General features: G+C 49.8%; 18 protein-coding genes. 2 read left to right on the forward strand and 16 right to left on the reverse strand.

Going from position 1 to position 25,104, the window contains the following annotated elements; genetic code table 11:
• Positions 1–3: 3 nt before the first annotated feature.
• The 14 genes from VV089_RS14480 to VV089_RS14545 form a co-directional block, all read right to left on the reverse strand.
• Complete coding sequence (locus VV089_RS14480) at positions 4–675, reverse strand: NUDIX hydrolase (RefSeq protein ID WP_334336404.1); 672 nt, start codon at positions 673–675, stop codon at positions 4–6.
• A 71-nt stretch (positions 676–746) separates the two neighbouring features.
• On the reverse strand, positions 747–1,814 hold the full coding sequence (locus tag VV089_RS14485; RefSeq protein WP_334336405.1) for a DUF3810 domain-containing protein: 1,068 nt from the start codon (positions 1,812–1,814) through the stop codon (positions 747–749).
• The gene (locus VV089_RS14490; protein ID WP_172544607.1) at positions 1,793–2,086 is read right to left on the reverse strand and encodes a hypothetical protein; all 294 of its coding nucleotides are present in this window, start codon (positions 2,084–2,086) and stop codon (positions 1,793–1,795) included. Before VV089_RS14490 ends, VV089_RS14485 begins: the two co-directional genes overlap by 22 nt.
• Positions 2,083–3,078 carry an acyltransferase gene (locus tag VV089_RS14495; protein WP_334336406.1) on the reverse strand — a complete coding sequence of 332 codons (996 nt, stop codon included), beginning with the start codon at positions 3,076–3,078 and terminating at the stop codon, positions 2,083–2,085. Before VV089_RS14495 ends, VV089_RS14490 begins: the two co-directional genes overlap by 4 nt.
• A 29-nt stretch (positions 3,079–3,107) precedes the next feature.
• Positions 3,108–4,520 (reverse strand): ATP-dependent Clp protease ATP-binding subunit ClpX, encoded by a 1,413-nt coding sequence (gene clpX / locus VV089_RS14500; RefSeq protein WP_334336407.1) that lies wholly within the window; start codon positions 4,518–4,520, stop codon positions 3,108–3,110.
• Between the two features lie 255 nt (positions 4,521–4,775).
• Complete coding sequence (locus VV089_RS14505; protein ID WP_334336408.1) at positions 4,776–6,176, reverse strand: S1C family serine protease; 1,401 nt, start codon at positions 6,174–6,176, stop codon at positions 4,776–4,778.
• 321 nt (positions 6,177–6,497) lie between these two features.
• Positions 6,498–9,653, reverse strand: a complete 3,156-nt coding sequence (locus VV089_RS14510) for a response regulator (RefSeq protein WP_334336409.1) — start codon at positions 9,651–9,653, stop codon at positions 6,498–6,500.
• A 272-nt stretch (positions 9,654–9,925) separates the two neighbouring features.
• Positions 9,926–11,089, reverse strand: coding sequence for an amidohydrolase family protein (locus VV089_RS14515; RefSeq protein ID WP_334336410.1), 1,164 nt, complete (start codon positions 11,087–11,089; stop codon positions 9,926–9,928).
• Between the two features lie 30 nt (positions 11,090–11,119).
• Positions 11,120–12,079, reverse strand: coding sequence for a 2-keto-3-deoxygluconate permease (locus VV089_RS14520; RefSeq protein WP_334336411.1), 960 nt, complete (start codon positions 12,077–12,079; stop codon positions 11,120–11,122).
• Positions 12,080–12,413: 334 nt separating this feature from the next.
• On the reverse strand, positions 12,414–13,016 hold the full coding sequence (locus VV089_RS14525; protein WP_334336412.1) for a class II aldolase/adducin family protein: 603 nt from the start codon (positions 13,014–13,016) through the stop codon (positions 12,414–12,416).
• Positions 13,009–14,301 carry a 3-oxo-tetronate kinase gene (gene otnK, locus VV089_RS14530; protein WP_334336413.1) on the reverse strand — a complete coding sequence of 431 codons (1,293 nt, stop codon included), beginning with the start codon at positions 14,299–14,301 and terminating at the stop codon, positions 13,009–13,011. The genes VV089_RS14525 and otnK overlap by 8 nt, the downstream gene beginning before the upstream one ends.
• A 43-nt stretch (positions 14,302–14,344) precedes the next feature.
• Positions 14,345–16,276, reverse strand: a complete 1,932-nt coding sequence (locus VV089_RS14535) for a sigma 54-interacting transcriptional regulator (RefSeq protein ID WP_334336414.1) — start codon at positions 16,274–16,276, stop codon at positions 14,345–14,347.
• 20 nt (positions 16,277–16,296) lie between these two features.
• Positions 16,297–17,664 (reverse strand): homoserine dehydrogenase, encoded by a 1,368-nt coding sequence (locus VV089_RS14540; protein WP_334336415.1) that lies wholly within the window; start codon positions 17,662–17,664, stop codon positions 16,297–16,299.
• A 369-nt stretch (positions 17,665–18,033) separates the two neighbouring features.
• Positions 18,034–19,611: an ion channel gene (locus VV089_RS14545; RefSeq protein WP_334336416.1), complete on the reverse strand. Its 1,578-nt coding sequence runs from the start codon at positions 19,609–19,611 to the stop codon at positions 18,034–18,036.
• A gap of 233 nt (positions 19,612–19,844) precedes the next feature.
• Between VV089_RS14545 and VV089_RS14550 the strand changes: the two genes are divergently transcribed.
• Complete coding sequence (locus VV089_RS14550; protein ID WP_334336417.1) at positions 19,845–21,695, forward strand: CotH kinase family protein; 1,851 nt, start codon at positions 19,845–19,847, stop codon at positions 21,693–21,695.
• A gap of 59 nt (positions 21,696–21,754) precedes the next feature.
• Here VV089_RS14550 and glf read toward each other — a convergent pair whose 3' ends face one another.
• On the reverse strand, positions 21,755–22,846 hold the full coding sequence (gene glf / locus VV089_RS14555) for a UDP-galactopyranose mutase (RefSeq protein WP_334336418.1): 1,092 nt from the start codon (positions 22,844–22,846) through the stop codon (positions 21,755–21,757).
• Positions 22,847–22,998: 152 nt separating this feature from the next.
• Between glf and VV089_RS14560 the strand changes: the two genes are divergently transcribed.
• Positions 22,999–24,177: a CDP-glycerol glycerophosphotransferase family protein gene (locus VV089_RS14560; protein ID WP_172543042.1), complete on the forward strand. Its 1,179-nt coding sequence runs from the start codon at positions 22,999–23,001 to the stop codon at positions 24,175–24,177.
• Here VV089_RS14560 and VV089_RS14565 read toward each other — a convergent pair.
• Positions 24,133–25,056, reverse strand: coding sequence for an acyltransferase family protein (locus tag VV089_RS14565; protein WP_334336419.1), 924 nt, complete (start codon positions 25,054–25,056; stop codon positions 24,133–24,135). The genes VV089_RS14560 and VV089_RS14565 overlap by 45 nt on opposite strands.
• Between the last annotated feature and the right edge of the window lie 48 nt (positions 25,057–25,104).

Below are 25,104 nucleotides of genomic sequence, written 5' to 3' on the forward strand. Positions count from 1 at the left end.
CCCTCACTGGCGGATATAGATCCCCTGCTCCTCAATCCAGTCCTCAAGCTCCGCCTGGGCATCCTCCGCCCAGGTTTCCGTGAGCGCCTTTTTCTCAAGCGGCCGCCCGGTACGGGCAAAATAATCCTCTATTTCCCCTGCAAGCCGTTCAAACTCATTGAGAAAAATGCAATGGTTCAGATCGCCTCTTCGAATCCGCTCAAGGCACTCCCGATAATCCATCCAGAGTACGCTTTCCACTTCCTCCTTCTGCAGATGCATCTCTTCTTCGGAAAGTCCGCACTCGTACAGATAAATCCGGCTGTATTCGTGATTCCTGAACACCTTCCCGTAGAATTCCGCCTCATGGTGCCCGATATGGGTAAAAGCGTATATCAGTTCCTTTGCCTCCGCCTGTATGCCAAGCTCCTCCCGAAGCTCCCTCAAAGCCGATTCCAGAAAATCCGCCCCGGAAGGGATATGTCCCGCCGAGGAAATGTCGTAGCTTCCGGGAAAAGAATCCTTATTCTGACTCCGTTTCTGCAGAAGCACATCCGCAGAATGCCTGTCACTGCGATACCGTACCAGCCATACGTGGGAAGTCCCGTGAAGATCCCCGTCCCGATGTACCAGACTGCGTTCCTTTACCTCCCCTGTAAGACTCCCATCCTCCCGGCGCAAATCAATATATTCCATATAACTCTCCATTTCAGTACCGTAAGCTTCGTTTTGGGCACCTTATCCGGCCCAGCTTCTCTCAGAAAACCTTATCTGCGCTCCCTGTTCCAGGCCAGCAGAAGATCCACCATGCGTCCATAGCTCTTTGTCCCGGCCTCCTGTGCATTGGCCTTCAAATACATATCATTCACCTTATCCGAAACCTCCGAGATGGTTCCCCGGTATGTATCCCAATAAGCATTGTGATCCAAAAGATCCCGTACTGCCTGATCGCACAGCTTTTCCCGAACCTTCTGAAGGGCCGCCGGATTCTGGGCGTACAAGGCATTTCCGCTGTAGATATAGGCAAGAATACTGCCGCTGTACCGGAACCCTGTATCCTTTGAGGCGCGGCAGGCCAGATAAGCTACAAAATTCGCCTCATCCTCCCGCATAAATCCCTTCAGATGGGACAGCTCATGGCAGATGGTCGAAGGCTTGTCCTGATCCGGCATTCCGTTGTTATAATTAGCCTCCACTGTAAAAGGGCTGTACACTCCCTGCAGAAGCTGACTTGACAGATACCAGGTGGAAAATACGGGCTTCGCCTTAGGATAATACCCCTCAAGCTCCGGATACTCCAAGGCCGCTGCCGCCATAGCTTCCCTGGCAAGCTCCACCGGATCTCCGGTCAGCATGCAGTACCCGTCCTCATCCAGGGCAATCTCCTCTGCCGCCTCATTGATCTCCCCTGCCAAAAACTCGCACAGGGCAATCAGCTCCTCCTCTGTAGACTCCTGCAGCACAAAGCCGGCCCGCTCTGAAAAAGGAAGCCGCTGATAATTAATGCCGCAGTTCAAGGTAAACACCAGAAAAACCACGATCAGCGACCGGGCCAGGAGCAGCAAAGCCCGCTTAAGTGACAGCTTCCTAAGCAGCACTCCCACGACGCCCGCCACAATCAAAGCCGCACCCGCATAAAGCAGAATCTCGATCACCGAGAACGGAACGAGCGAACAAAGCCTCCCAAGAGTTCCTACAAAGACAGGGTAGACATGAACCGCATACCCTTCCGCAAATCCCGGAACCAGCCGGGCTGCCAGATGTAAAAGCAGGCTGATGCAAAGCAGGCCGCCCCAGAAAACGAACGCCCTGTCTAATGCACCTTTTTGAGACATTCGATTTCACCTTCATACTGCTCCACCAGGCCTTCCTTTTTCGTAATCCCCTGGCAGATCGGAAGCAGCGCCTCATCCACAATACCTGTCTCCAGATACTGCTCATAAACCATCTTCCCCAAGTCTGCGTAATCTCGTTTAATCTCCCGTTCCAGATTATAAATCTGATTTTTCAGCCTGGTCAGCTCCACAATCTCCCCGGTTTTCCGGCTCACCGTGTCCGCCGCTCCCGAAATCACTCTTCCGATGTCATCCAATACTTCTTTGTTCATTGCCCTCTTCTCCTTTCTATTCCAGTACTGCAAACCGTGTTCCCTAAAACCAGCGCCTCCGCCAAAATCCAGGAAATCATCCCCACCGCCAGAGGCATCACCCACTGATATACCATATGCTCATGGATACCCCTTATATACGCAAGCTTCTCCACAACATCAAATACCATCATCTGCCAGAGATAGATATGCAGAGCCGCCTTTTCCCCTACGTGAGCCAGCAAGCTCCCCTTTCCAAACTCCGGCCGCCCCAAAGCCAGCAAAAACATTCCGCCTGCCATCAAAACGCTGCCCAGATACAGATCCGCTCCCCCCGACAGCAGCATCTCTCCCATAGAGAGACAGGCGCCAAAGAGAATACCTCCCAGGCAGACCCCAGGTCTTAGCCTAAGCCTTCCCCTCTGCTCCTCCCTGTGCATCCAGTGTCCCCAGATAAAAAAGGGAAGGCCCGTCAGCCAGAAATTCCGCACATACAGAAAGGAAATCCCCTTCCCCAGAATGGAAAGCATCTCTCCCAGCAGAAGATTTGCACCCAGGCAGAGAGGAATCAGAACATACACCCTCTCCTCTATGCCCCTCTTTACGAAAAACCCATACAGGCAGTAGCAGTAAAGCAAGGCTCCCAAAAACCACAGGTGCCCCATAAAAGGCGATTCATTCCAAAGCCCCCAGTGAAGCAGGGACTTCGGGGCAAAAAAACCGGCCGCCGCCTTCATATTCAAGCTTCCCTGTCCCCAAAGCGCCAGAAGCCTCCATACAAAATAGATTCCGTTCGCCCCAAGAAACAGACCAAAAACCTTCCATATCCGCCGCTTTACCGTATCCGTCCCTTTTCCATAGGAAAAATATCCGCTGACCATAAAAAACAGCGGCACCCCAAACCGGGCCAGGCCGTTCATCATTCCGCCCACAGGGCTTGGAAAATTGCAGTGAATAAACACAACGGCAAAAGCTGCAATCCCCTTACACACATTTAAACAATCATTTTTCATTCCGGCATCATCCACACAGCAGCCTTAAGCTATGCCTGGCCTTCCAGTGCAAGCACTCCGCGCATGGTAATCACCGGGCCGCCCGTGTGCTCAATATACTCCCGGGTAATAGTCACCCGGCCGATATTGTCATCCTTGGGGATCTCATACATAATATCCAGCATAAATTCCTCAATAATCGCCCGGAGAGCCCTGGCTCCTGTATCCTTCTCCATAGCCTTGTCCGCAATAGCCTCCAAAGCCCCTTCATTGAATTCCAGCTGCACCTCATCCAGGGCCAGAAGCTTCTGATACTGCTTTAAAATGGCATTCTTCGGCTCCTTCAGGATGCGCACCAGCATCTCCTTCGTAAGGCTCTGGAGGGTGAATACAATAGGCATTCTCCCCAGAAACTCCGGAATCATGCCAAAATTCCGCAGATCCTCCACTGTAACCTTCGAAAGCAGATTCGGTTCCTTATCGTACTTATCCTTCAAGTCAGCCTGGAAGCCCATGGAGGACTTCTTGTTCAGCCGCTCCTTGATCACATCCTCCAGATCCGGGAATGCGCCGCCGCAGATAAAAAGGATATTCCGGGTATTGATGGTGGTCAGAGGCACCATTGCATTCTTGCTGTTGGCTCCCACAGGCACCTCGATTTCCGCTCCCTCTAAGAGCTTTAGCATCCCCTGCTGCACCGACTCTCCGCTCACATCCCGATGATGGGTGTCCTTTTTCTTGGCAATCTTATCAATCTCATCGATAAAGACAATGCCCCGTTCCGCTTTCTCCACATCGTTGTCCGCTGCGGCCAGAAGCTTGGACAGCACGCTCTCAATGTCATCACCGATGTAGCCCGCCTCCGTAAGGGAGGTAGCATCCGCAATCGCCAGAGGCACGTCAAGAAGCCTTGCCAGCGTCTTCACCAGGTACGTCTTTCCGCTTCCCGTAGGCCCGATCATCAGCATGTTGGACTTTTCTATCTCAATCTCGTCCTGGGTACCTGTAGCCACCCTCTTATAATGATTGTAAACAGCCACAGACATAACCTTCTTGGCATGCTCCTGCCCGATGACATACTCATCCAGGCTGGCCTTGATCTTGTGAGGGGCCGGAATACTGCGGATATCCAGCTCCTTTGCCGGCTTCTCCTCCTTGGGCTTCTTCTTTTTCACCTTCTGCCTCTGAGGAATCACATTCTGCAGATCCGCCAGATTGATAAAGCTGAAGCCGGGAATTTTGGAAAAATCCTGGCTGTTGTTCTGGATGGTATCCATGGTTTTCTGCATACATTCCGAACAGATGCAGATCCCCTTTGCAAGCATGATCAGCTTCCCGGTTTTGCTCTCCGGCCGATGGCAGAGAAAACAGACCTCCTCGTAATCACTGTCTTTTTCTTCCTTGTCCTCTGAATCTTTTGTATCTTCTACTTCAATCTCTTCCAAGTAATCTTTTTCGTCCATTCGTCCTCTCCTTTCCCTAGAGTATAACACAGATTTGAAAAAAGACCAAGCACCGGGAAAAAAATACCTCTTATTAAGAGTGGCTGCGCGGCAGCACTAAAGGGTAAAGCCGCTTCGGCATACCGACAGCAGCCGGCTGTCCCCCTTACAACGGACAGACTGCGGCAAAATCAGTCTTTTGCCGCAGTCTGTCTGTTACATCCGCTCTTAATCCCCTCAGCGGACAAGGGAATCTTTTTTCTCTATAACCCAGGCCTATGAGGCAGCCTCCACTTCCTCCTTGCTGTTCAAGGTAAGGGTTACGGTTTTTTCCATATACTCTCCGTTTTCCGATGACATCACTGTAACCTCCACCGTCTCGCCGGCCGCATAATACTGCAGGCGATCCCGAAGGGAATCATAGCTGCTCACGCCGATGCCGTCAAACCGGGTGATAATATCCCCCTTCTTAAGGCCGGCCTTGTCCGCCGCACAGCCGCTCACTACAGACTTCAGATAAATGCCAACCGGCATATCGTACTGCTTGGAAATCTCCTCCGTCACATCCTGGCAGGTAATGCCCAGATAACCCATATCCTCCGCATCCACCTCGGGACGGTTGGTCATGGTTTTCAGATCCCCGATAATGCCCTCCACATCGGAAATGGGGATTGCATATCCCACACCCTCCACCTGGTTTGCAGAATACTTTGCCTCATTGATGCCGATAACCTCACCCTTCATATTAAGCAGGGCGCCGCCGCTGTTGCCGGGATTGATGGCCGCATCCGTTTGAATCAGACTGTTGTTGATCAGGGAGCCGTCGTCGTTCTGCAGAGTCACATCCCGGTTCAGCGCGCTGATAATGCCGGTGGTTACGGACTGCCCATAGCCCAGGGCATTGCCGATGGCTACCACCTGCTCCCCTACCATAAGCTGGGAAGAATCACCGATGGTGGCTACCTTAATCTCGCTTAGGGTCTCCGGCGGAATATCCTTAAGAGGAACGGCTATGACGCCCACATCCTTGCCGGCATCCGTGCCCTTAATCTGAGCTTCCACTGCGCTTGCCCCGTCCTTACCCTCATCCACGCTAAAGAGAACAGTCAGATTCGTAGCGCCTGCAATCACGTGGTTGTTGGTAACGATCAAAAGCTCCGTCTCATTCTGTCCTATGACAATGCCTGTGCCTGTGGAGGTCTGTTCTCTCTGCTGGGGCATATTATACCAGCCAAAGCCCCAAAAGCTTTCCACCTCCCGGATACTTACATTGGTAATGGCTACCAGGGAAGGCATACACTGCTGGACAATAGAGATCACGTCGCCGGAAGGCTTCTGGCTCTCCCCTCCTATCTGAGGTATCGTAGCCTCGACCTCCGGAAGCACAGACGGCTCCTCATTTACCGCCGTCTTTGCATCCTCGCCGCGCAGCTTCGCACCTGCGTAATTCGTCGCCTGAAAGGCTGCGCTTGCCACAATACCGAATACCAGAGCCACACAGACAACCTTCATCAGCAGCCTGGGAAAGCTCTTCTTTTTCTCCTTAACCTTAACCTCCCCGATGGTACTGCGGGAGGAACCGGATCCAATATTGTCCTGATAAAAGGGGCCGCTGTACCGGTACTCACTTGAGGATCTCTTCTCCGGGTCTGACCCTCCGCTTCCATATTCATACATAAGTCATAACTCCTTCCCAACAAAGCTGTTACGATATTTTTTCCCATGTGGACTGTAAGTGATTCGTCCAAGTTTCAAGTGCTTCCCTAGCCTCAGCGGACAAGAGGACACACTGTGCCCCTTGTCCGCTGAGGCTACACTTGCTGTTAGTACTCAGTTTAACAGTAAATTGTGTTCAAACTGTGATATAAAAACGAAAAGTTTCCTATTGTAAAAAATACACCCCTCTCCAAAGAACAAGGCGCTGCTTTCCTTATTCCTCCAAGAGCGGTGTATCTATATCAATCGTTGTTTACTCCATCTATGCCGGCCTGCACCCTATTATTTCAATACCTGCTCCAAGGTATTCAGCAGATGTTTGATATTGATAGGTTTGGCAATATGCCCGTTCATACCGCACTTAGCAGCCTCCTGCTTATCCTCCTCAAAGGCATTGGCCGTCATGGCCAGAATGGGGATACCTGCCAGCTTTTGGTTCTCCATGTTCCGGATAAGCTTCGTAGCCTCATAGCCGTTCATCACCGGCATCTGCACATCCATCAACACCAAAAGATAATGCCCCGGCTCCGAATTCTTCAGCATATCCACCGCAATCTGCCCATTATCCGCCACATCAATGGAAAATCCGGCATCCTCCAAAATGGCGACGGCAATCTCCTGGTTCAGCTCATTATCCTCGGCCAGCAGAATCCGCCCCTTGTTGGAGCGCCCCACTGCAATATTTTCCCCGGCCTGCGCCTCTTCTTCCGGGCCTCCCTTGCTCACAATGGAGTGCAGGCAGCTTCGAAGCTCGGAAAAGAACATGGGCTTGCTGCAGAATGCGGTAACTCCCGCCTCCTTTGCCTCGTCCTCAATCTCCGACCAGTCATAGGCGGTCAGCACAATCACCGGAACCTCATCCCCCATTTCCATGCGGATACGTCTGGTAACCTCGATTCCGTTCATATCAGGCAGCAGCCAGTCAACGATATAGACGCAATAAGTATCCTCCCTGGAGATAGCCTGCCGCGTGCGCAGAACCGCTTCCTTGCCGGACAGCGTCCACTCCGCGCGCATCCCTATCTGTCCAAGCATGTAGGTCACGCTGTCGCAAGTATTAAAATCATCGTCCACAACCAGCGCCCGGCAGTTCCGAAGCTCCGGAATATCCTGAGGCTCCTTCACGGCTTCCGCATGAAGGCGGAAGGTAAAGGACACCGCCACCTCCGTGCCTGAATTCAGCTCGCTCTTTACCTCAATGGAGCCGTTCATCATATCCACGATATTTTTTGTAATCGCCATTCCAAGTCCCGTACCCTGGATGCCGCTGGTGGTGGAATTCTTCTCCCTCTCAAAGGGCTCGAAAATATGGGAGACAAACTCCTCGCTCATGCCAACGCCCGTATCGCGGATGCGGAACTCGTAGTTGGCGCTTCCTGCCGGAGCGCCCGGCTTTTCCGTAACACGCACGCTGACAATGCCGCCGGCCCTTGTATATTTCACCGCATTGCTCAGAAGATTCAAAAGCACCTGATTAAGCCGCAGCTTATCGCAGTATATATCCTCATTCAGCACGTCCACCGCATCCATGTAAAGCTCCAGCTGCTTTGCACGGATATCTGCCTGAAGAATATTCCGAAGCCCCTGGAGAATATCCGGCAGACGGCAGGGCTTCTCTTCCAGACGCATCTTGCCGCTCTCAATGCGGCTCATATCCAGAACGTCATTGATAAGGCTTAAAAGATGATTTCCGGAGGTCATAATCTTATTCAAGTACTCTCCCACACGCTCCTTCTGATCAATGTGGGTGATAGCCAGAGCCGTAAAGCCTACGATGGCATTCATAGGCGTACGGATATCGTGAGACATGTTGGACAGAAATACACTCTTCGCCCGGTTCGCCCGGTTCGCCTGGGAAAGGGCGTCCTCCAGAAGGCTCTTCTGCTCCATCTCATGCTGAATTTCCTCGTCCACGCTGTGAAGTCCCAGAACGACGCCGTGGCTCCTCTTCCACGACCCGGCACGCACGATCTTGAACTGAAAGTACTTCATCTCCCCGTCCAGCATCACACGATAGTTCACGTAGCTCTGGTTCTTATCTGCCAGCTCTTTCTTGAGACGCTCCACAGTCATAATCTGCCGCAGCATCTCTTTGTCTTCCTCATAAACAAACTGATCTATGTAACGCCTCATGCTCTCTTCCAGGGTAAATTCCTCGTCAAACACAACTCCGAAGGCCGTGTCTGAAGCCTCCTCCTCCCTCAGAGGCATACCCTTGCCTGTATCCAGATCAAAGAAGCCTACCAGGTTATAATCAATCGTCAGCGCATGCAAAAGCTCCATATGGCGCTGCTCATTCTCCGTTTCTTTGAGCTTCTGGGCTGTGTAATCCAGAAGGAATCTCTGGTATAGAAGCTCTCCGTTCTCTCTGATGATTTTGATGTTGCCCATTACATGACGGATCTCGTCTTCTTTTGGGCAGACGCGGTATTCTACGCTGATGCTGTCTCCCTCTTTTTTCAGTTTCCGGATGCAGGAGCGCAGCTTTTTCTTATCCTCATCCATAACGGTAGAGGCAATCATATCAAAGCCGTCGGCCTCCATCTCCTCCTGGGATTTATAGCCCAGGATCTTAAGAGCCGCCCGGTTGATGCTCACAATCCGCGCGCCGTCCATGGTATGGCACATGATTCCGCAGTCCATGGTGGTAAAGATCGTTTCCAGGGTCTGGTTCTTGGCTATAATCTCCCGTTCATAGGCCCGTTCCTGGGTAACGTCAATGGCAACGCCCACCGTTCCCATAACACTTCCGTCCAGATCGTAGAGAGGGGATTTGTAAGTGGTGAGAAGCTTTGTGCCGTCACCGGCCTGAACTACCTCCTCGGAGATGCAGGTCTCCCTCTTTGTCATTACGATCCGTTCGGACTCAATACAGGCCGGATCGTCCTGCTCTACATCCCAGATGTAGGCATGGCCCTGGCCCTGTACCTGCTCCTTCGTTTTATTGACCGTCTTGCAAAAGCTGTTGTTAACCTTCTCATGGACGCCGTCCTTGGTCTTGTACCAGACCAGATTGGGGACATTGTCAATGGTTGCCTCGAGATAATGGCTGGTCTGCCACAAATCCTTGCTTAGCTTGCAGTTCTGCTGCCACCTTAAAAATCGGAACTGCGTCTCTTCTTCTGACATGGGCATCATCCAGATGTCCTTCATATCCTCCAGACAGTCTGACAGCGCTTTTACCTGTTCCGGTTCTGCAAGCAGTATCAGCTCTGCCTCTTTTTTCTTATTCGAAATCAACGTTCCCAAAAGCTCTCTTACGTCACCGCTCTGTATCCGGGCAGCGATCACGTCCGCCTCTGCCGCAAGAGACGCATCAGGCGCCTGGCTTTCCAAAAAGGTGTGGGTAAAGCTATCAAGCGGAGGCATCTTCTTTATGGTTTCAAACACTTTACAGGAATCGCCTGCCAGATAGAGCTTAAGATGGCATTGGTACATTTTTTCTTCCCCCTGTGCTCTGCAAGTAGTAATGTAGTCATTCTATACTATCATACTGTATTTTGGCGTTTCGATCAATATAAGAAACAAAAAAAGCCTTATTTTATGCCAGAAAAAATTACTGTTCACTCCGTGCCCGGCAGCAGTAAAATCCCCTTTGTTCACGAAGAGTAAAACACGATACAATACCCTCAGCGTCCAAGGGGACACACGGTCCCCCTTGAACGCTGAGGGTAGAATTGGTTTTAGCGCCTTTTGTTATCTGTCTGTTCTTATCCTAATTCAATTGATTTTCCATCCTGGTAAACTGCCGCCACATGCTTCAAAGCCTCAAGATCCTCCAATGGGTTTCCGTCAAGGGCTGCCAGATCCGCAGCCAGTCCCTTTGTAATAGATCCGGTCTTCCCGGATACGCCGCAAATCTCAGCTGCATTTACGGTAACGCCTGCCAGCACTGCCTTATTGGATGCGCCCAGCTCCGAGACATATCTGCATTCCTGGGCAAGCCCCTGGTGAAGTCCGTCCGTTCCAATGCCGAACTTCAGGCCTCCCTTAACAGCCCCCCGCAGGCAATTGCAGATAATCTCCTTTTCCGCCAGGCTTCCCTCCCTGTCCTTCGGTGAGAATTTAAAAAGCAGCGTATCATTCAGGGCATAGCTTGGTGTATATACTACCCAGCGGTCTGCCCTTTCTACTGTTTCAACCTGCTTTTCCGTAATATAATACACATGTTCCAGACAGTCGATTCCTGCTTCCACACAGTCGTCGAGCCCTTGTCCGCCGGAACAGTGGCAGGCTGTGGGAATGCCCACGCTCCGGGCCTCCTGCACAACTGCCCGAAGCTCCTCGGGGCTCATAAAATGATAGATAAAGGGCGTTGCGTTGATTACCTTCGTCATAAAAACCTTAAGGAAATCTACACCGTGAGCAATATTTTCCCTGGCCTGTCTGCGGAACTGCTCCGGCCCGTCAAAAGGCATACCTACATAGCCGTGGCCATGGGAAGCCCGCATCCCAATTCCGCTTACCACAAGCTTCGGGCCGGCAATCCTTCCTTCTCTCTGGGCCTGCCTGCAGGTCACATCAATATAAAAACGGTCTCCCAGGCAGCGGGCCGTGGTCACTCCCGATACCAGATCATCCTTCATTGTTTTTATAGCCCGGATCGTCTGCTCGCATTCGCAGTCGTTCATTTTTACCAGATGATTTTCCAGCCTGGCATCCAGCGCCAGATGGTTATGGCAGTCAATCATACCAGGAATCAGTGTCCTGTCTCCCAGATCTACTACCTCAGCCTCCATGTCTTTCGGAAGCAGTGATGCATTCTCATATATTTCCGCAATTTTTCCGTTCTCGATCTTAACTGCCGCATTTTCCATGCATTCCAGCTCTCTTCCGGCAATTATATTTTTTGCTTTTATAATCTGTGCTTTCATCCCTTGTCCTCCTGCATTGCTCTCTGCCTTTTACTTTGCTTTCCCTTTACTCCCTGCTTTTTTATCCGCCATCCTGCTGACAAAGCCCGTCAGCAGCGGAGTAAGAATCGCTGTGATAACTACGGCTGCCGCTGTCTGCGCCGTGGCCGATTCCACATAAGGCTCAAGACTGGGATCCGACATTGCAACTGCCGCCGGCGTTGCCACTGCATTTCCGCCGACAGTGCCGATGGCCATTCCCATGGGATCCGGTTTTCTCCGGATTGCACTGTAGATAATGTAGGTCAGAACGCCTGTGCAGAATACTGTAACCAGCCCCAGGATAACTCCCGACACGCCCGCTGCCGCAATTGTCATAAGACTTATATTGGCTCCGAACACAAAACCGTTTACCGGAAGAATCATATTCAGCCCCTTGGAAAGCAGCTCCCGGAAATCAGAATCCAGGTTGCCGAGAATCATACCTATAATCAGAGGAATAATTGCCGCCACAATATCAATCACCGGGATAGAAGCAAGGCCTGTTGTGCCCAGCGCAATCATCGTCAGAAAGGGTCCGTCATTCAGAGAGAGGACTGCAATGGCTCCCATATCCGTATCATCACCGAATTCCTTTGCAAGAGCCGTATAGATTGCTCCATTGGAGTTTATTACTGCCGAGATGACCGCAAAGGGTGTCAGCCCCAGAATGCCTGCCGGGCCAAAAGCCATATTCAGCAGATAACCGATTATAACGCCTATAACCAGCTTCAGAATGGTCAGAACCGCACCCTTATACAGGGGCTGCCCCACCTGCTTTACATTAATCGTCGCGCCGCTGCAGAAAATAAACAAGCCTACCAGGGTTGCCTGTCCGCTCTTAAAAAGCGCTGTTGTAAAACCTCCGATCTGAAGGCACTGGGGAATAAATGTATTCACCAGACAGCCGATCACCAACGGAATTACCATCATTCCACCAGGGAATTTCTTCATTGTTGCACAAATTTTCATATTTACCCTCCATTCCAGTTCTGCAATACTCACCAAGAGCATCTTATCTGAGAAGTATTTAATATTTAACAAGTTTCCATTTTTCTGCCGCAGCTGCACAGCATATGTTTTATAAAATAATTAAGTAGCAAAACATGTGCCATGTTACAAAAACCGGCAAAATTTTTTTCTGTTTTTTATATATTCCTACAAATACAGGTAAATAATCTTCTATGTGCGATTCTGTCCTCCTGGTATTCGTTCCGTTTTCCTCCAGGTTCATGTTGCGCCCGTTGCACGAACCACAAAAAAGTTGCAACAGCTCCTTTCGATACATGGCCTGATATCCGCTTCCCTACAGAGAATCCACCCGTTCCCTGCGCCCCTCGTCAAGTGTCCACGCTATCCTGCAGCTCTCCTCCAGCTCCTCGAGACCATGAAAGGCATCCATGAGGGATTGTCCGCCTATGACCGGCCCGTGCTGTTTCAGGATAAAGCCGTCGCTTTTGGAAACTGCTTCCTTAAAATATCCAAACAGCTCCTGACTGCCTGGTTCTGCATAGGGAACCAGCCCGATGGTTCCCACCTTCATCCGGAGATAGGGCGTATACGCCGGCACCATATCCGTCACACACTCCTGCTTTAGAAAAGAATACATCACCGCATAAAAGCTGTGTACATGGATCACCGCCTGAATCTGATCCGATTTTTCATAATACATTTTATGCAGGGGAAGCTCCTTGCTGGGTTTCAATCCTTCTACATGGGCGCCGTCCATCGCCACTTTGGAAAAGCTGTCTTTCGTCAGTCTTCCAAAGCAGGTTCCGCTGCCGGTGATATAAATATGCCCTTCATGGAGAAAGCTCAAATTAGCGGAGGATCCGGTAGCCCTCCCCCTCTCAAAAAGCGTCTTTGCAATCCATATGGCATCCTCTTTTTTCCGCTCCAATTCACTCATTGTATTTCTCTCCTTTCGTCATCTTAAGGGCCCTGGCAAAGAAATCCTCCTGCCCGAAATTCCCCGACTTCAATACAAGCCGAACCTGTCTGTTCTCCACAGGAATCATAATCGGCACGCCGGGCGCAACCGATTCTCCTATCTCAAACGCATCAAATCCCAGGGCCCTGGTCACTGCTCCCGAGGTTTCCCCTCCCGCAACTACAATCCTGCCATAACCCCGCTTTACAAGCTCCGCTGCCACGCTGCCGATTGTCTGCTCGATCAGCTCCGCAACCCGTTCTCTTCCCAGCTTCTGTATCTCCTTTACATTCTCCGCTTTATCGGAAGAATAGACCAGCACCTCCTTTTGGGGATGCGAAAGAATAAAATCCAGAATCTCTTCCCTGCCCTGCCTGCCGTCAAGCAGCGCTATAGGATCCAGCCGGCAGGAGAGACCGCCCCTGTCCTGATAATCCTTGATCTGGGCCAAGGTCGCAACCGAACAGCTCCCGGCAAATACCACCCCGGGCTCCCTGTTTTCTGCCTTCTTATCTCCCGAGCTTTTTGCTGCCCTGCCTGCTTTTTCCTGCATGGCCGGTGCAAGAAATTCCAAAAGCCCGGATCCGCCTGTCAAAAACCTCAAACTGCCAAACAGCCTTACAATATTCCGGGCGTCCGCATCGTCCGCATAATCCGGAATCACATAAAAACGGCTTTCCTTTTTTCCCTCTTCTCCAATCCACGCATCGCATTCCTTCTGCGTCATTTCCAGCCTGTCCCGATTGAGCTCTGTGGCCTTAAAACGGCTCTGTGCCTCTATCAAATTCTTAATACGGCTGTCCCACATAGGTGTCAGAGGGTGATCCTTCATAGGGCTCTCATCCAGAGGAAGACCTTTTACATAAAGCCTTCCTTCTCTGACAATACGTTCATTTACCGGAAGCGACGGGCAGAGAACCGTATACCGCTGCCCCAGATACTCCATAACCGCATCTGCCACCGGCCCGATGTTTCCCTCCCGGGTAGAATCAAAGGTAGAACAATATTTAAAATAGAACTTTGACGCCCCCCGTTCCTCTAGCCACCGGACTGCCTGCAGGCTGTCCTTCACTGCAGCCTCTGTCTCCTGTGTCCGTGATTTCAGGGCTATGACTACAGCGTCTATCTGCTCCAGCGCCGTAATCTTCTCCTGTACTTCATTCAGCAGCAGCGTCCGCATTCCGGCTTTCTGCAGAAAGCTTGCCGCATCGGATGCCCCTGTAAAATCATCCGCCACGCAGCCCAGCATCTGTCTTCTTGTCATTGCTTTGTCCTCCACAATCTCAACAGCTCACGTCTGCATTTCTCTATTTGATTTCATAAAACTTCATCTTTCTCCAAAGGGTAGAACGATCCATTCCCAGAAGCCCGGCAGCCGCCCCTTTTCTGCCTCCTGTTTTCTGCAGCGCCTCTAGGATGCTGTCACGCTCCGAAATCTCATCCTCTTCCGCTTCTGACTCTCTTTTCCCCGACAGGGCGTTTCCATAGAAGCCGCTGCGAGATGAAAAAACATCCGCCGGATAAAGCGCCGTTTCCATCAGCCGCTCGTCTATCTGCTTCTCCTCGCAGGTGACCGCCACTCTCTCCGCAATATTGCGCAGCTCCCGGACATTTCCCGTATAATTGTAATGAATCAGCAGTTCCCTCGCCTTGGCTGTACAGCCTGAAATATCTTTGCCGAAGCGGTTATTGTATTCCTTTAGGAATTCATAAAACAAAGGCAGGATATCCTCCTTGCGCTCCCGGAGAGGCGGTATATAAATCTCCAGAACGTCAATGCGATATAACAGATCCTGCCTGAACTCCTTATCCTGCACCATCTGCCTCAGATTCTTGTTTGTAGCTGCGATAATTCTCGCATCCACATCTATGACCTTATCGTCTCCAATCCGCCGCACCTGCCGCTCCTGCAGGACGCGCAGCAGTTTTCCCTGGAAATTAATGGGGATTTCCGATATTTCGTCCAGAAAAAGCGTCCCTCTGTGAGCCTGTTCAAAAAAGCCCACCTTGCCGCCCCGGCGGCTTCCCGTAAAAGCCCCGTCCACATAACCGAAAAGCTCGCTTTCCAGCAGATTCTCCGGAAGCGCCGCACAGTTTACCGCCACAAAGGGGCCGTTACGCCGTTCACTTGCATTGTGAATGCTTTGGGCTATCACCTCTTTTCCGGTTCCGGTCTCCCCCACAATCAGAATGTTAGAATCCACTCTGGCATATTTGCCGGCAATGGCAACTGTCTTTTCCATCAAGTCGCTTTTTCGTATGGCGGCGGAAAAGGTATAGTTTGCCACCAGCCCTTTTTCGGACAGCTTCTTTCGTATCTGGGACTCGATCTGCTGGATCTTTTTCACTGTCTGGCAGGTAATCACCACCCCGGCAGGCTTTTGTCCTACCATAACCGGCACATAATCAACGGAAAGGGTATTATTCCGGATATCCTGCAGTTCATTGTATCTTGGGTTCCCGGAGGCGATTACCTCCTGGTAGATTGGGGCCAGAAAAGGATATACCCTTTCAATCCGTTTTCCGTGGACAGAGTCGTTGTCTGTCAAAATCATCTGCAGAATCTTCTTATTGGCAAGCCGCACCTCTCCCTTATTATCCACGTAGACGATGCCTTCCTTGGAAGACTGGGTGATTGTTTCGTAGGTGCTTCGCTGCTCGCGCTCCTGGTATATGGTCTGTATCATCCGCACTGCCTCGTGCATAATCTGGATAACAGCCTCTTCACCAGTCTCAATGGTAACCGCATTCACCGCCTGGGCCGCTGCGGCTGATGTTACGGAATAGCCGCCGATAATTGTACGATATCCTTTTTCCACACATTCTCTGACCGCCTCTCCCACCTGGTTAAAGTCGGGTACCTCCTGAATCCTCACATCCATTCCCGACAAAAAGCTGAGCACACCCTCGTCGTGATTGTAGCTGGAAGATACAATCACTGCTGTTTTTTCCGGGCCGAACCGCTCCTTTGCCAGAATCAGTGCCCTCATAACATCGTATCCGGTAATCGGAATCTCCAATACCGGCACAAAGGGCTCTCTTTTCAATAGAAGCGTCGCTGTATGTCCCCTGCCGATGATCAAATCATAAGTCTCATTCCAAAGCATTTTTTCTATTTCCTCAGCCTGAATCACCCGGATATCCATATGAATATCCCGGCGTTCAAAATGCTTTGAATAGATTCTCTTTGCCGTCTCCTCAAGCTTTGGATACGGAACAACCAGTAAGACCTTCAACATAAGCTTCTTCCTCTTCTCTTTTAAAGTTCCAGGCCCTGTCTATAATATTCATAAGCCGCCAGCCCGGAAAGATCCACGTCCTCCAGTGTGACTGCTTCCCCCTTCTTCACATCCCTAAGCAGCTCTGCTCCATTCAGGAGATAGAACGGGGCCGCCTTATCCGCATATTCCCTCTTAAGAAGCTCCGGCACCAGACCGTCAATGGAATGATGGTGCCCCGAGACAGTAAGTACGGTTCCTTTGGAAATATCCCTCTGGGCCACTCCTGCCAGAATGCTCACCTGACGGCATTCGGGATGTGTTCCGATTCCCATAAAATCACCCAGCAGAATGGAAACCGGCGTCTCCAATCCCATATAATGATAAGGATAATAAATGCAGGCGTATTTTCCGCTGCGGCTCATAACATGCCCTTTACTCTTTAATATATCCCACATTTTTTCATTTTCACATTTAATAATAATGAATTCTCCGCCGCAGAAGCTTGCTTCACCCTTCTCCCGCAGATTGTAGAATACATCTACAACTCCGGTTTCCTTTAAGATACCGCCGTCCTCTTCCGGAATAAAAATATCGGCAAGCTCGCTGGTCTTTGCAACCGGATAGCTTAAGAAGGGAGAAGCCGGAACAAGGCCTGTTACATTGGATACCAGGTTCATTTCACAAAGATCTGCGGAAATAACCTCCGCATAATCTTCAAGGAGCCTGGCTCTCCTTTCCAGAGTTTCCCGGCCCTCATACTGCCAGCACTCCAGCATTTTGGGCATTTCCTTTTCCTCTTTGCTTCCGTCCGTATAAGTCAGTCTGCCGGTTTCCCTGTCCCAGACAAAGTCATACTCACTGGATTTGCCTGCGGCAACGATTTCCAATCCCAAGATCTTTCCCCAGGAATACAGATCCAGAAGATTTCTGGGCTGATCCCCGTTTACGAGTGCATAGACGGCTCCGTTTTCCGCCGCCGTCCGGTTCAGAAACGCACCGCATACGCTGTCGGTTTCTTTGGAAACCATATATACATTGATCCCCCTCTTTAGAGCCATCAGCGCAGCGTCAGAGCTTACCGCCGTATTCCCGGTGCATTCAACCAGGGCTGTAATTCCGCATTCCATAACGAGACGGTAATCACTGACGATCAGAATTGCCCTGTCGTCCGTTTTTGCAATCGCTTCCCGGTTCTCGCAATAGACAATTTTCTCTTCATTATATCCGATTTCCTTCAGCACTGCCAGACACTCTTCGGGATGCCGGGAACAGATAACCCTAAGCTCCATTCGTTCCACCTTCGGAATCTGCGCCAATAATGTATAACCGTATCCCCGGGTGGCTCCAATGATTCCAACCTTTGATTTTTTTCCGGATTTGTCATTCATCAAATTTGTATAATCCATACAACAATCCTCCTTTTTCTTTTCTGCTACACATATGTAGCAAAAACCATGCCAACTTTTCCATGCCTCCCGTGTCTTTTGTAAAAAATCCTTTTTCTTGTCGCACCGGCAGTTTCCTGCCCTGCAAATGATAAAGACAGCTCCTCCATATGTTGCATCCGCTTTTTGCAACATATATGTTTCACAACACTTGCTGCATCATTTCCCCTGCCTAGTAGTCCGTATCGGAAATATGCACAAGGATTTCCGGTACGGACTACTAGTGCGTTACCCCGTCAAACACTTGGCCGGAAGCCAGGATAATACTCCGGCTTCCGGCCAAGTATTCGGTTTCTTTTCCCCTATACCATTTACAGGCAAAAATCCCGCTTATTCAAGCTCGGAAGAAATATTCCTCATCAGCTCCCAGGCCGCATCCCTTTCCCCCTTCTGCTCCGGCGTCAGTTCTTCATACGGCTGCAGCATGGGATGCTGTCTTGCTATATCGTCCCGGACAGGGCCGTAGCTCCAATTGTAAAAGGTATAAAAACGCCGCCCCCTCATATGATCCAGCTTGCGGTACATTTCTCTTGCAGCCTCATCTTCCCTTGTCTTGCAGTACCTGTCGTAAGCCTTTCTTACCACAGATGCCGTAAGCTCGGTAATGCTTTCGTCATTCAGAAGAATCCTTGTCTTTGTCAGAAGGTGATCTGCCGCTACAATCTTGGACTGCCGATGCAGATCATCCAGCTCCTCCCAAGTGCGTGTGGGATAGGAAACCGACTTGCGGAAAATCTCATTGATCATAATAGCCGCTTTATTCAGCTCTGTGCGTATAATCTGCTGCGATGTATAAATATCCTCATTTGTCCCAAAGCAGGAGATTCCCGGCACTCTCCAGCTGCTGCGCAGGTCAATGCGCCCAAAAACTCGGTAAAACTTATTCAAGGTCCAAAAAATCCCCCATCCCGTCTGTTCGTCATCCTCACAGATAATAATACGGTCCGCCTGCTCCAGAACAGAATGGTTCTCCTCCCAGCCCTCCTCATGGAAAATGAGGCAGTCCCCCGTCCCCGGCTCGCGATTTAGGGAAAACACCTCCCCCAGCCGGTAATGAACGGCAAGAAATTCCCTTGCATCCCCAAAAATATGATACGTCACATGCTGATCCACAGAAATAATATTCGTCAAAATAGCCCGTTCCAAAATGCTGCTCCCATAGCTTCCAAACCCAATCAGCACAATCGTATTTTCATGGCTGCACAAAGGCTTGGAACGCCAATACTGCCTTGCACAGCATTCATAGCTGTGAAAAAAATGAATATTCCCAGAAAGCTTATCCTGCCCGTTGGTCGTCCTGGCATACACCTCCACCGGTAATTCATGGAGATTGCCCGCTCTCCTGTTAACGCCGATATCATTCTCCCTCATCAGAAAAACCTTACAGGCCGTACCGACATTTTTCTTTTTCTCCACAATCTTAGCCGGCGGCGCACTTAGGCAGACACAGGGATAATCCGGCATTTCACTCTGACCGTTTCTTTTCTCTCCATAGATAATCAGCGCATTCGGATCTTCTTTAGAGATATTGGCCGCAAGCGCCCTGGACTCCACCCCGCAATCTGCAAAATAATACCAGTTCTTATGCCGCTGCAGGCCAAGCATAAGAAAAGGCAGCCCTTCACTGGCAGCAAAGGAAACCACAGCCCCCAGCATTGTCACCATAATTCCAGCCGACAAAAGCAAAAAAATCATTCCCACTATATGCCCCAGGGGCGTTACCGGCACCAGATCGCCATATCCCACCGTAGTCAGAGTCACCAGCGAATACCAGAAAGCATCCCCAAAAGTCCGGATCACCGCATCACTATCCCCAGCCTCCGAACAATAAAGAACCACAAGCAGACAGACATAAACCAAAACCACCCCTGCCACAAAACACAGATAAATCTTCCTTCTCGCCCTCATACGCCATCCACCTTCCATCCCATTTACACACTTCCCCTCCATTATAATTTCTTTCGCCAAATTTTCCAAGCAGGAAAACGCCAAATCACCGTTACCGGGCACGCAGTGAACAGTAACACCAAAATTTTCGCAAAAAAGGAGAGAATATTGAAAAGACTGGAACCTTATGGTAATATATCCCTAGTTAATAATACAGATAAAAAGCGAATTCCGCTTAACTCACGGAGACAAAAATGAAGCGTATCTATTCCCTCTTTATAGGAACAGCGAGCATTCTCTTACTGATATCCTACGCCTATATATCCGAATTCGTAATCCAGCATCCGTCAGAAACAGAAACCATGACAGACGCCTCCGCCAATTCTTTGGAAGACGCCTTCTGCCTGGTCTGCCAGGGAAAGCAGATCCATCCATGGGAGCAGGACGGAACCGCCTACTTCTTTCTGCCTTCTTATTTTAATTGGGAAAATGCATCCTGGGAGGCTTCCAGGGGAACACTTGAGATAGACGGGAAAACCGTCGATTTCTTTGCCCCCGTCTCTTTTGAACTGGATAAAGAATATGACTACTGCTTTTCCTCCATACACACCAAATCCGAGGGAAAGCTTCGCTTTTTAAAGTCTGCCAACATCGGCAGCGTCTTTGTCGAAACCAAAAGCGGCACAATGGATCGGGTAGAGCGGGATAAAGAATTCAAAGAACCCGGCAATATCTTAATTACGGATCCCCAGGGCGCTCCCTTGTACGAGGGGGATCTGACTCACATCAAAAGCCGGGGAAACGCTACCTGGAAAAGCAAAAAGAAATCCTACGGCATCATGCTCTCCAAGCCTGCAGATCTCTTTTCCATGGGGGAAAGCAAGAGCTGGATTCTGATGAGCAATGTCTTTGACGCTAATAAGCTTCAGAATAAAATCTCCCTGGAAATGGCGGAAGCCTTCGGATTGAACTATACTTCCGAAAGCACCTGGGTGGATCTCTATCTAAACGGCGAGTACTGGGGCAACTATCTGCTCTGTGAAAAGATCGAGGTAGATGAAAACCGAGTAGACATCGAAGATCTGGAGGAGGAAACCGCCCTTTTAAACGGCAGCCTAAAAAATATCCAGACCTTCAACACCAGAATCCAGCGAGGCAGTCTTGCAGATCAGAACCCGGATAATATTACGGGAGGCTATATTCTGGAGGTGGATCACCATTACAGCGGTCCCAGCGGCTTTGTTACCACAAACCTCACTCCTTTTACCCTCCGCGCTCCCCAGTACGCCACTCAGGAGCAGGTAGATTATGCAGCGGATTACATACAAAGACTTGAGGATCTGATTCTTTCCAATGACAATGAACTCTTTGATTATATTGATTTGGACTCTTTTGTTGCCCGGTATCTTCTGGAAGAACTTGTGTGGAACTATGATTTTGGATACAACAGTATGTATTTTTACAAGTATAAGGATGATCCCCGTCTATACGCCGGGCCTGCCTGGGATTATGACTGCGCTCTTGGACGCTACACCTTTATGTCCACGAACATTCTTGTTGTTTTTAATCTCAACAATTACAAAGGTACGGGAAATCCCGTCTGGTATCCACAGTTATACGAAAATGATTTTTTCTATGAAAACATCGTGGACACCTATGAAAAGACAGTCCGTCCCCATGTAAAAAAACTCATTGCGCCGGGAGGGATCATTGATCAGTATGCCGACAGGATCCGCAGCTCAATTGCCATGGACTCCATCCGCTGGGACTATGTTGAAACCTGGACCGGACACTACGAAGCTTATGAAAACAATGTCCGTTATCTGAAATATTTCCTTGCCCGCCGCCTCTGCTTTCTGGACGCAGAGTGGCTGGAGGAAGACAACCACTATGCCCCCGAAAAAGGAAACGGCCAGTGGCGCACGGTAACCTTCACCAGCGACAACGGTTCCAAAACCTTTGTGGTTCCCGACGGCTCTCTGATCCCGGAGCCGCCGGACTATCTCTTAAATGAGGGAGAATGGTGGCATAACGAACGGAATTGGGAGGATTTCGGCCTGGAAATTCCCATCTATGAAGATTTCCTCTTTCTCGCATCTGGGTAATGAGATTCACAGAAAAAGGAGCTGTTGCAAAATAAGACAGCTCCTTTTCTTGGAATTCTTCAGCTCTTCAATTTTTCAAAAACATCTAAGGCTTCCCTTATGACATCGTCCATATCATAATACTTATACTGCGCCAGTCTTCCAAGGAAGATCACATTCTCCTCCTTCCGGGCCAGCTCCCGGTATCTCTCAGCCAGCGCCTTCCACTCCTGTGTGGGATAGGGGTAATAGGGCTCCCCTCCGAAGCAGGGAAATTCTTTTAATATGGTAGTTTTTGGATGCTTCTGGCCTGTCATCTTCTTGAATTCCGTGATCCTTGTATAATCATAATCGAGGGGATAACGGGTGGAGGTAACCGGCTGATAGGATTCGCAGTCATGGGTTTCAAACTGGAAGCGGATGCTCCGGTACAGCAGCTCTCCGTAGCAGTTGTCAAAGTAATAATCAATAGGCCCTGTATAAATCAGCTTGTCATAAGCGATATCGCCGATCACTTCCTTATAATCCGTATTTAACATGATTTTTATATTGGGGTGATCCAGCATCTTCTGGCACATGGCCGTATAGCCGTATTTCGGATTGCCCTGATACTGATCGGTAAAATACCGGGTATCCCGGTTCTTCCGGAAGGGTATCCTTGAAATCACCGTCCGGTCCAGCTCTGCCGGGGACACCCCCCACTGCTTTATGGTAAAATATTTGAAAAATTTCTCATAGATATCCCGGCCGCCCTGGCTTAAAACCACATCCTCGCTGGTTTTGATCTCATCAATGGGAATCCGCCTGGAGGCGATAAAGTCTTCCATCTCATCCTCCGACAGATTCATATTGTACAGACGGTTAATGGTCTCCAGGGAGATAGGCAGAGGAACGAAATTGCCGTCTACATAGGAGAGCACCCGGTGCTGGTAATCGTTCCATTCTGTAAATCCGCAGATATAGTCAAATACCTCTTTGTCATTGGTGTGAAAGGTATGGGGGCCGTAGTTATGAATCAGAATTCCCTCTTTATCATAGCTGTCATACACATTGCCGCCGATATGGGAACGCTTTTCTATGATAAGAACCTTTTCATTCATCTGACTGGCGATTCTCTCTGCCATGGTTATCCCAGCAAGTCCCGCTCCTACTATCACATATGGAAATCTCATTTGTCTCACTCACTTTCTTGCAATCTTCGGATTTTTTTCAGTATGAATATATCATATTTTCCAGGAAAATCAAAGAACTATTTCCAGACTTTACATTTTAATTGGGAAATGCTAAGATAAAGACATTATACGCTAAGGAGGTTCGCATTTTTATGAAAAAGCTTTTGCTTCCCATATATCTCTGGCTTCACCGCACTCTCTTAAAAATCTGCTGGAATGTATTCTCACTCTTTCCCCTCAATCCCCAAAAAGCAGTATTCAGCAATTTTAACGGCGGTGTCTTTGGAGATAATCCAAAATACATTGTTGAAGAATTCTTAAGACGCAGGCTGGACTGGAAGCTCTACTGGACATCGGCTTCCGACTACAAGCTGCCAAAGGGCGTACTGCCTGTCCGTCCCAATACCGTCGCCTTTGTCTGGCATATGTCCACTGCCTCCACCTGGGTGGATAATACACGCAAGCTGTATTATGTAAAAAAGCGCCCCGGCCAGTTTTATATCCATACCCGTCATGGGGGGCCGGGCCCAAAAAAGATCGAAGGGGACTGTGAGGAGCTGCTGAGTAAAGAATATGTAGCTTATGCGAAGATTGACTCGAAGAATATCGATCTGATGCTGTCCACCTGCAAATGGCAGACCCAGCTTCTGAAGCGCGCATTCTGGTATGACGGCCCTGTTTTTGAAAAAGGCCAGCCAAAATATGACGTTTACTTCCGGGATCAGAATATCTACCGGAAAAAAGTACAGGCTCATTTCCACCTTCCCGAAGACACAAGATTTGTAACCTATGCCCCCACTTTCCGGGAAAGCCGCAATACGGATATGTATAATCTGAATTATGAACAGCTTCTGGATACCATGGCCAAACGCTTCGGCGGAAGCTGGGCTGTCCTTGTGTGCCTGCATCCCAATGTAGACCGCAGTAAATACGTCGTTCATTACACAGACCGCATCTTAAATCCGGCAGGTTACGGGGATATGCAGGAGCTCTTAGCCGCTTCCGACGCCATCATCAGCGATTACTCCGGCTGTACCACGGAATTTGCAATGCTTGGCCGTCCAGGCTTTCTCTATATTGAGGATTACGAAAGCGCCAAAAAGGAACGAGGGTATTACTACGACTTAACAGAACTGCCCTTCCCTCTGACCTTCTCCAACGAAGAACTTATGCATGCCATCGAAACCTTTGATGAAGCAGCGTATGAGTCCAAATGCGAAAAATTCCGCAGCTGGATGCAGTTTTATGAAGGCGGAATCGCCTCGGCAGCCGTTGTGGATCTTATTTTAGAACATGCCAAGGAGTGTTCCAATCACGGAAAACACAAATAAGTGGAGACACAGCACCGGCATGGTATGCCTGCCAAGCCAGGCGCATCCTGCGGCCAGATACCGGGTATGCTTTTCCAGGAACAGAGACAGCTCCATACAGAGCAGGGAACCCAGTCCTCCCGCAAGCAGATACAGGATCATGGAGCTTCCATACTCCGCCACCGACATATTCACAGAACCGTTTACCAATGATAATCCCACAAAAGCCGCGGCCAGGAACAGCAGGGCCGGCGGCTTTTTGTACAACTTCTCCACACACCCATATGCGGCCAGAGCCTTTCCAAAGCTTAAAAAGGAAACCGCATACAGGGCGCAGTCAAGGCTCCAGGGCAGCAGAACCGGACAGAAATAATGCACCAGAACTGCCAGAAGCAGAACGCCGCTGTTCAGAGCCATAAGGCGGCGAAGATCTCCCCTGGCCGCCTGCATCAGAAGCCGGAATATCACAAGGCTTACAAAGAGACCTGTCAGAAACCAGGTGGGCGCATTGAGAATCTGCATAAAGTACACATTATGGGCCGCATTCATATCATATAGGCAGTTCCTTGAGTATACGATCCCGAGCAGCGGAAAAAAAGCTTCTGAGGAAATACTTCCTGTAAGAAGCCTGTCCTTGGCAAAAAAGAACAGGAAGAGGAAGAGGTTATAGGAAAAATAAGGAACCAGAAGGCGGCGGGCCTTTTTTTTCACAAAGCTCCAGAAGCCTTCCTCTTTCCTCCAGGTAAAGGTCATGCCTGCCAGCACAAAAAAGACCGGCATGTAGAACATCCCGCCAAGAAATGTCACCCACCCCAGGCTGATGCCGCTGTGGACAATCAGCACAACCAATATTCCGAAAGCCTTCGCTATATCCATCCAGAGAATTCTCTGCTTTTCCATTCTGCGCCTCCTCACCAGATTTTCAAATGACAGCCTGCCCCTCTTTCT

The sequence above is a fragment of the Candidatus Merdisoma sp. JLR.KK011 genome (genome assembly GCF_036941125.1).
In the GTDB taxonomy this organism is placed as follows: Bacteria; Bacillota; Clostridia; order Lachnospirales; family Lachnospiraceae; genus Laedolimicola.

Excerpts from the sequence above, each read along its gene's own strand:
- VV089_RS14480 (WP_334336404.1), bottom strand. The coding sequence starts at position 675 with ATGGAATATATTGATTTGCGCCGGGAGGATGGGAGTCTTACAGGGGAG.
- VV089_RS14485 (WP_334336405.1), bottom strand. The coding sequence starts at position 1,814 with ATGTCTCAAAAAGGTGCATTAGACAGGGCGTTCGTTTTCTGGGGCGGC.
- VV089_RS14490 (WP_172544607.1), bottom strand. The coding sequence starts at position 2,086 with ATGAACAAAGAAGTATTGGATGACATCGGAAGAGTGATTTCGGGAGCG.
- VV089_RS14495 (WP_334336406.1), bottom strand. The coding sequence starts at position 3,078 with ATGAAAAATGATTGTTTAAATGTGTGTAAGGGGATTGCAGCTTTTGCC.
- clpX (WP_334336407.1), bottom strand. The coding sequence starts at position 4,520 with ATGGACGAAAAAGATTACTTGGAAGAGATTGAAGTAGAAGATACAAAA.
- VV089_RS14505 (WP_334336408.1), bottom strand. The coding sequence starts at position 6,176 with ATGTATGAATATGGAAGCGGAGGGTCAGACCCGGAGAAGAGATCCTCA.
- VV089_RS14510 (WP_334336409.1), bottom strand. The coding sequence starts at position 9,653 with ATGTACCAATGCCATCTTAAGCTCTATCTGGCAGGCGATTCCTGTAAA.
- VV089_RS14515 (WP_334336410.1), bottom strand. The coding sequence starts at position 11,089 with ATGAAAGCACAGATTATAAAAGCAAAAAATATAATTGCCGGAAGAGAG.
- VV089_RS14520 (WP_334336411.1), bottom strand. The coding sequence starts at position 12,079 with ATGAAAATTTGTGCAACAATGAAGAAATTCCCTGGTGGAATGATGGTA.
- VV089_RS14525 (WP_334336412.1), bottom strand. The coding sequence starts at position 13,016 with ATGAGTGAATTGGAGCGGAAAAAAGAGGATGCCATATGGATTGCAAAG.
- otnK (WP_334336413.1), bottom strand. The coding sequence starts at position 14,301 with ATGACAAGAAGACAGATGCTGGGCTGCGTGGCGGATGATTTTACAGGG.
- VV089_RS14535 (WP_334336414.1), bottom strand. The coding sequence starts at position 16,276 with ATGTTGAAGGTCTTACTGGTTGTTCCGTATCCAAAGCTTGAGGAGACG.
- VV089_RS14540 (WP_334336415.1), bottom strand. The coding sequence starts at position 17,664 with ATGGATTATACAAATTTGATGAATGACAAATCCGGAAAAAAATCAAAG.
- VV089_RS14545 (WP_334336416.1), bottom strand. The coding sequence starts at position 19,611 with ATGAGGGCGAGAAGGAAGATTTATCTGTGTTTTGTGGCAGGGGTGGTT.
- VV089_RS14550 (WP_334336417.1), top strand. The coding sequence starts at position 19,845 with ATGAAGCGTATCTATTCCCTCTTTATAGGAACAGCGAGCATTCTCTTA.
- glf (WP_334336418.1), bottom strand. The coding sequence starts at position 22,846 with ATGAGATTTCCATATGTGATAGTAGGAGCGGGACTTGCTGGGATAACC.
- VV089_RS14560 (WP_172543042.1), top strand. The coding sequence starts at position 22,999 with ATGAAAAAGCTTTTGCTTCCCATATATCTCTGGCTTCACCGCACTCTC.
- VV089_RS14565 (WP_334336419.1), bottom strand. The coding sequence starts at position 25,056 with ATGGAAAAGCAGAGAATTCTCTGGATGGATATAGCGAAGGCTTTCGGA.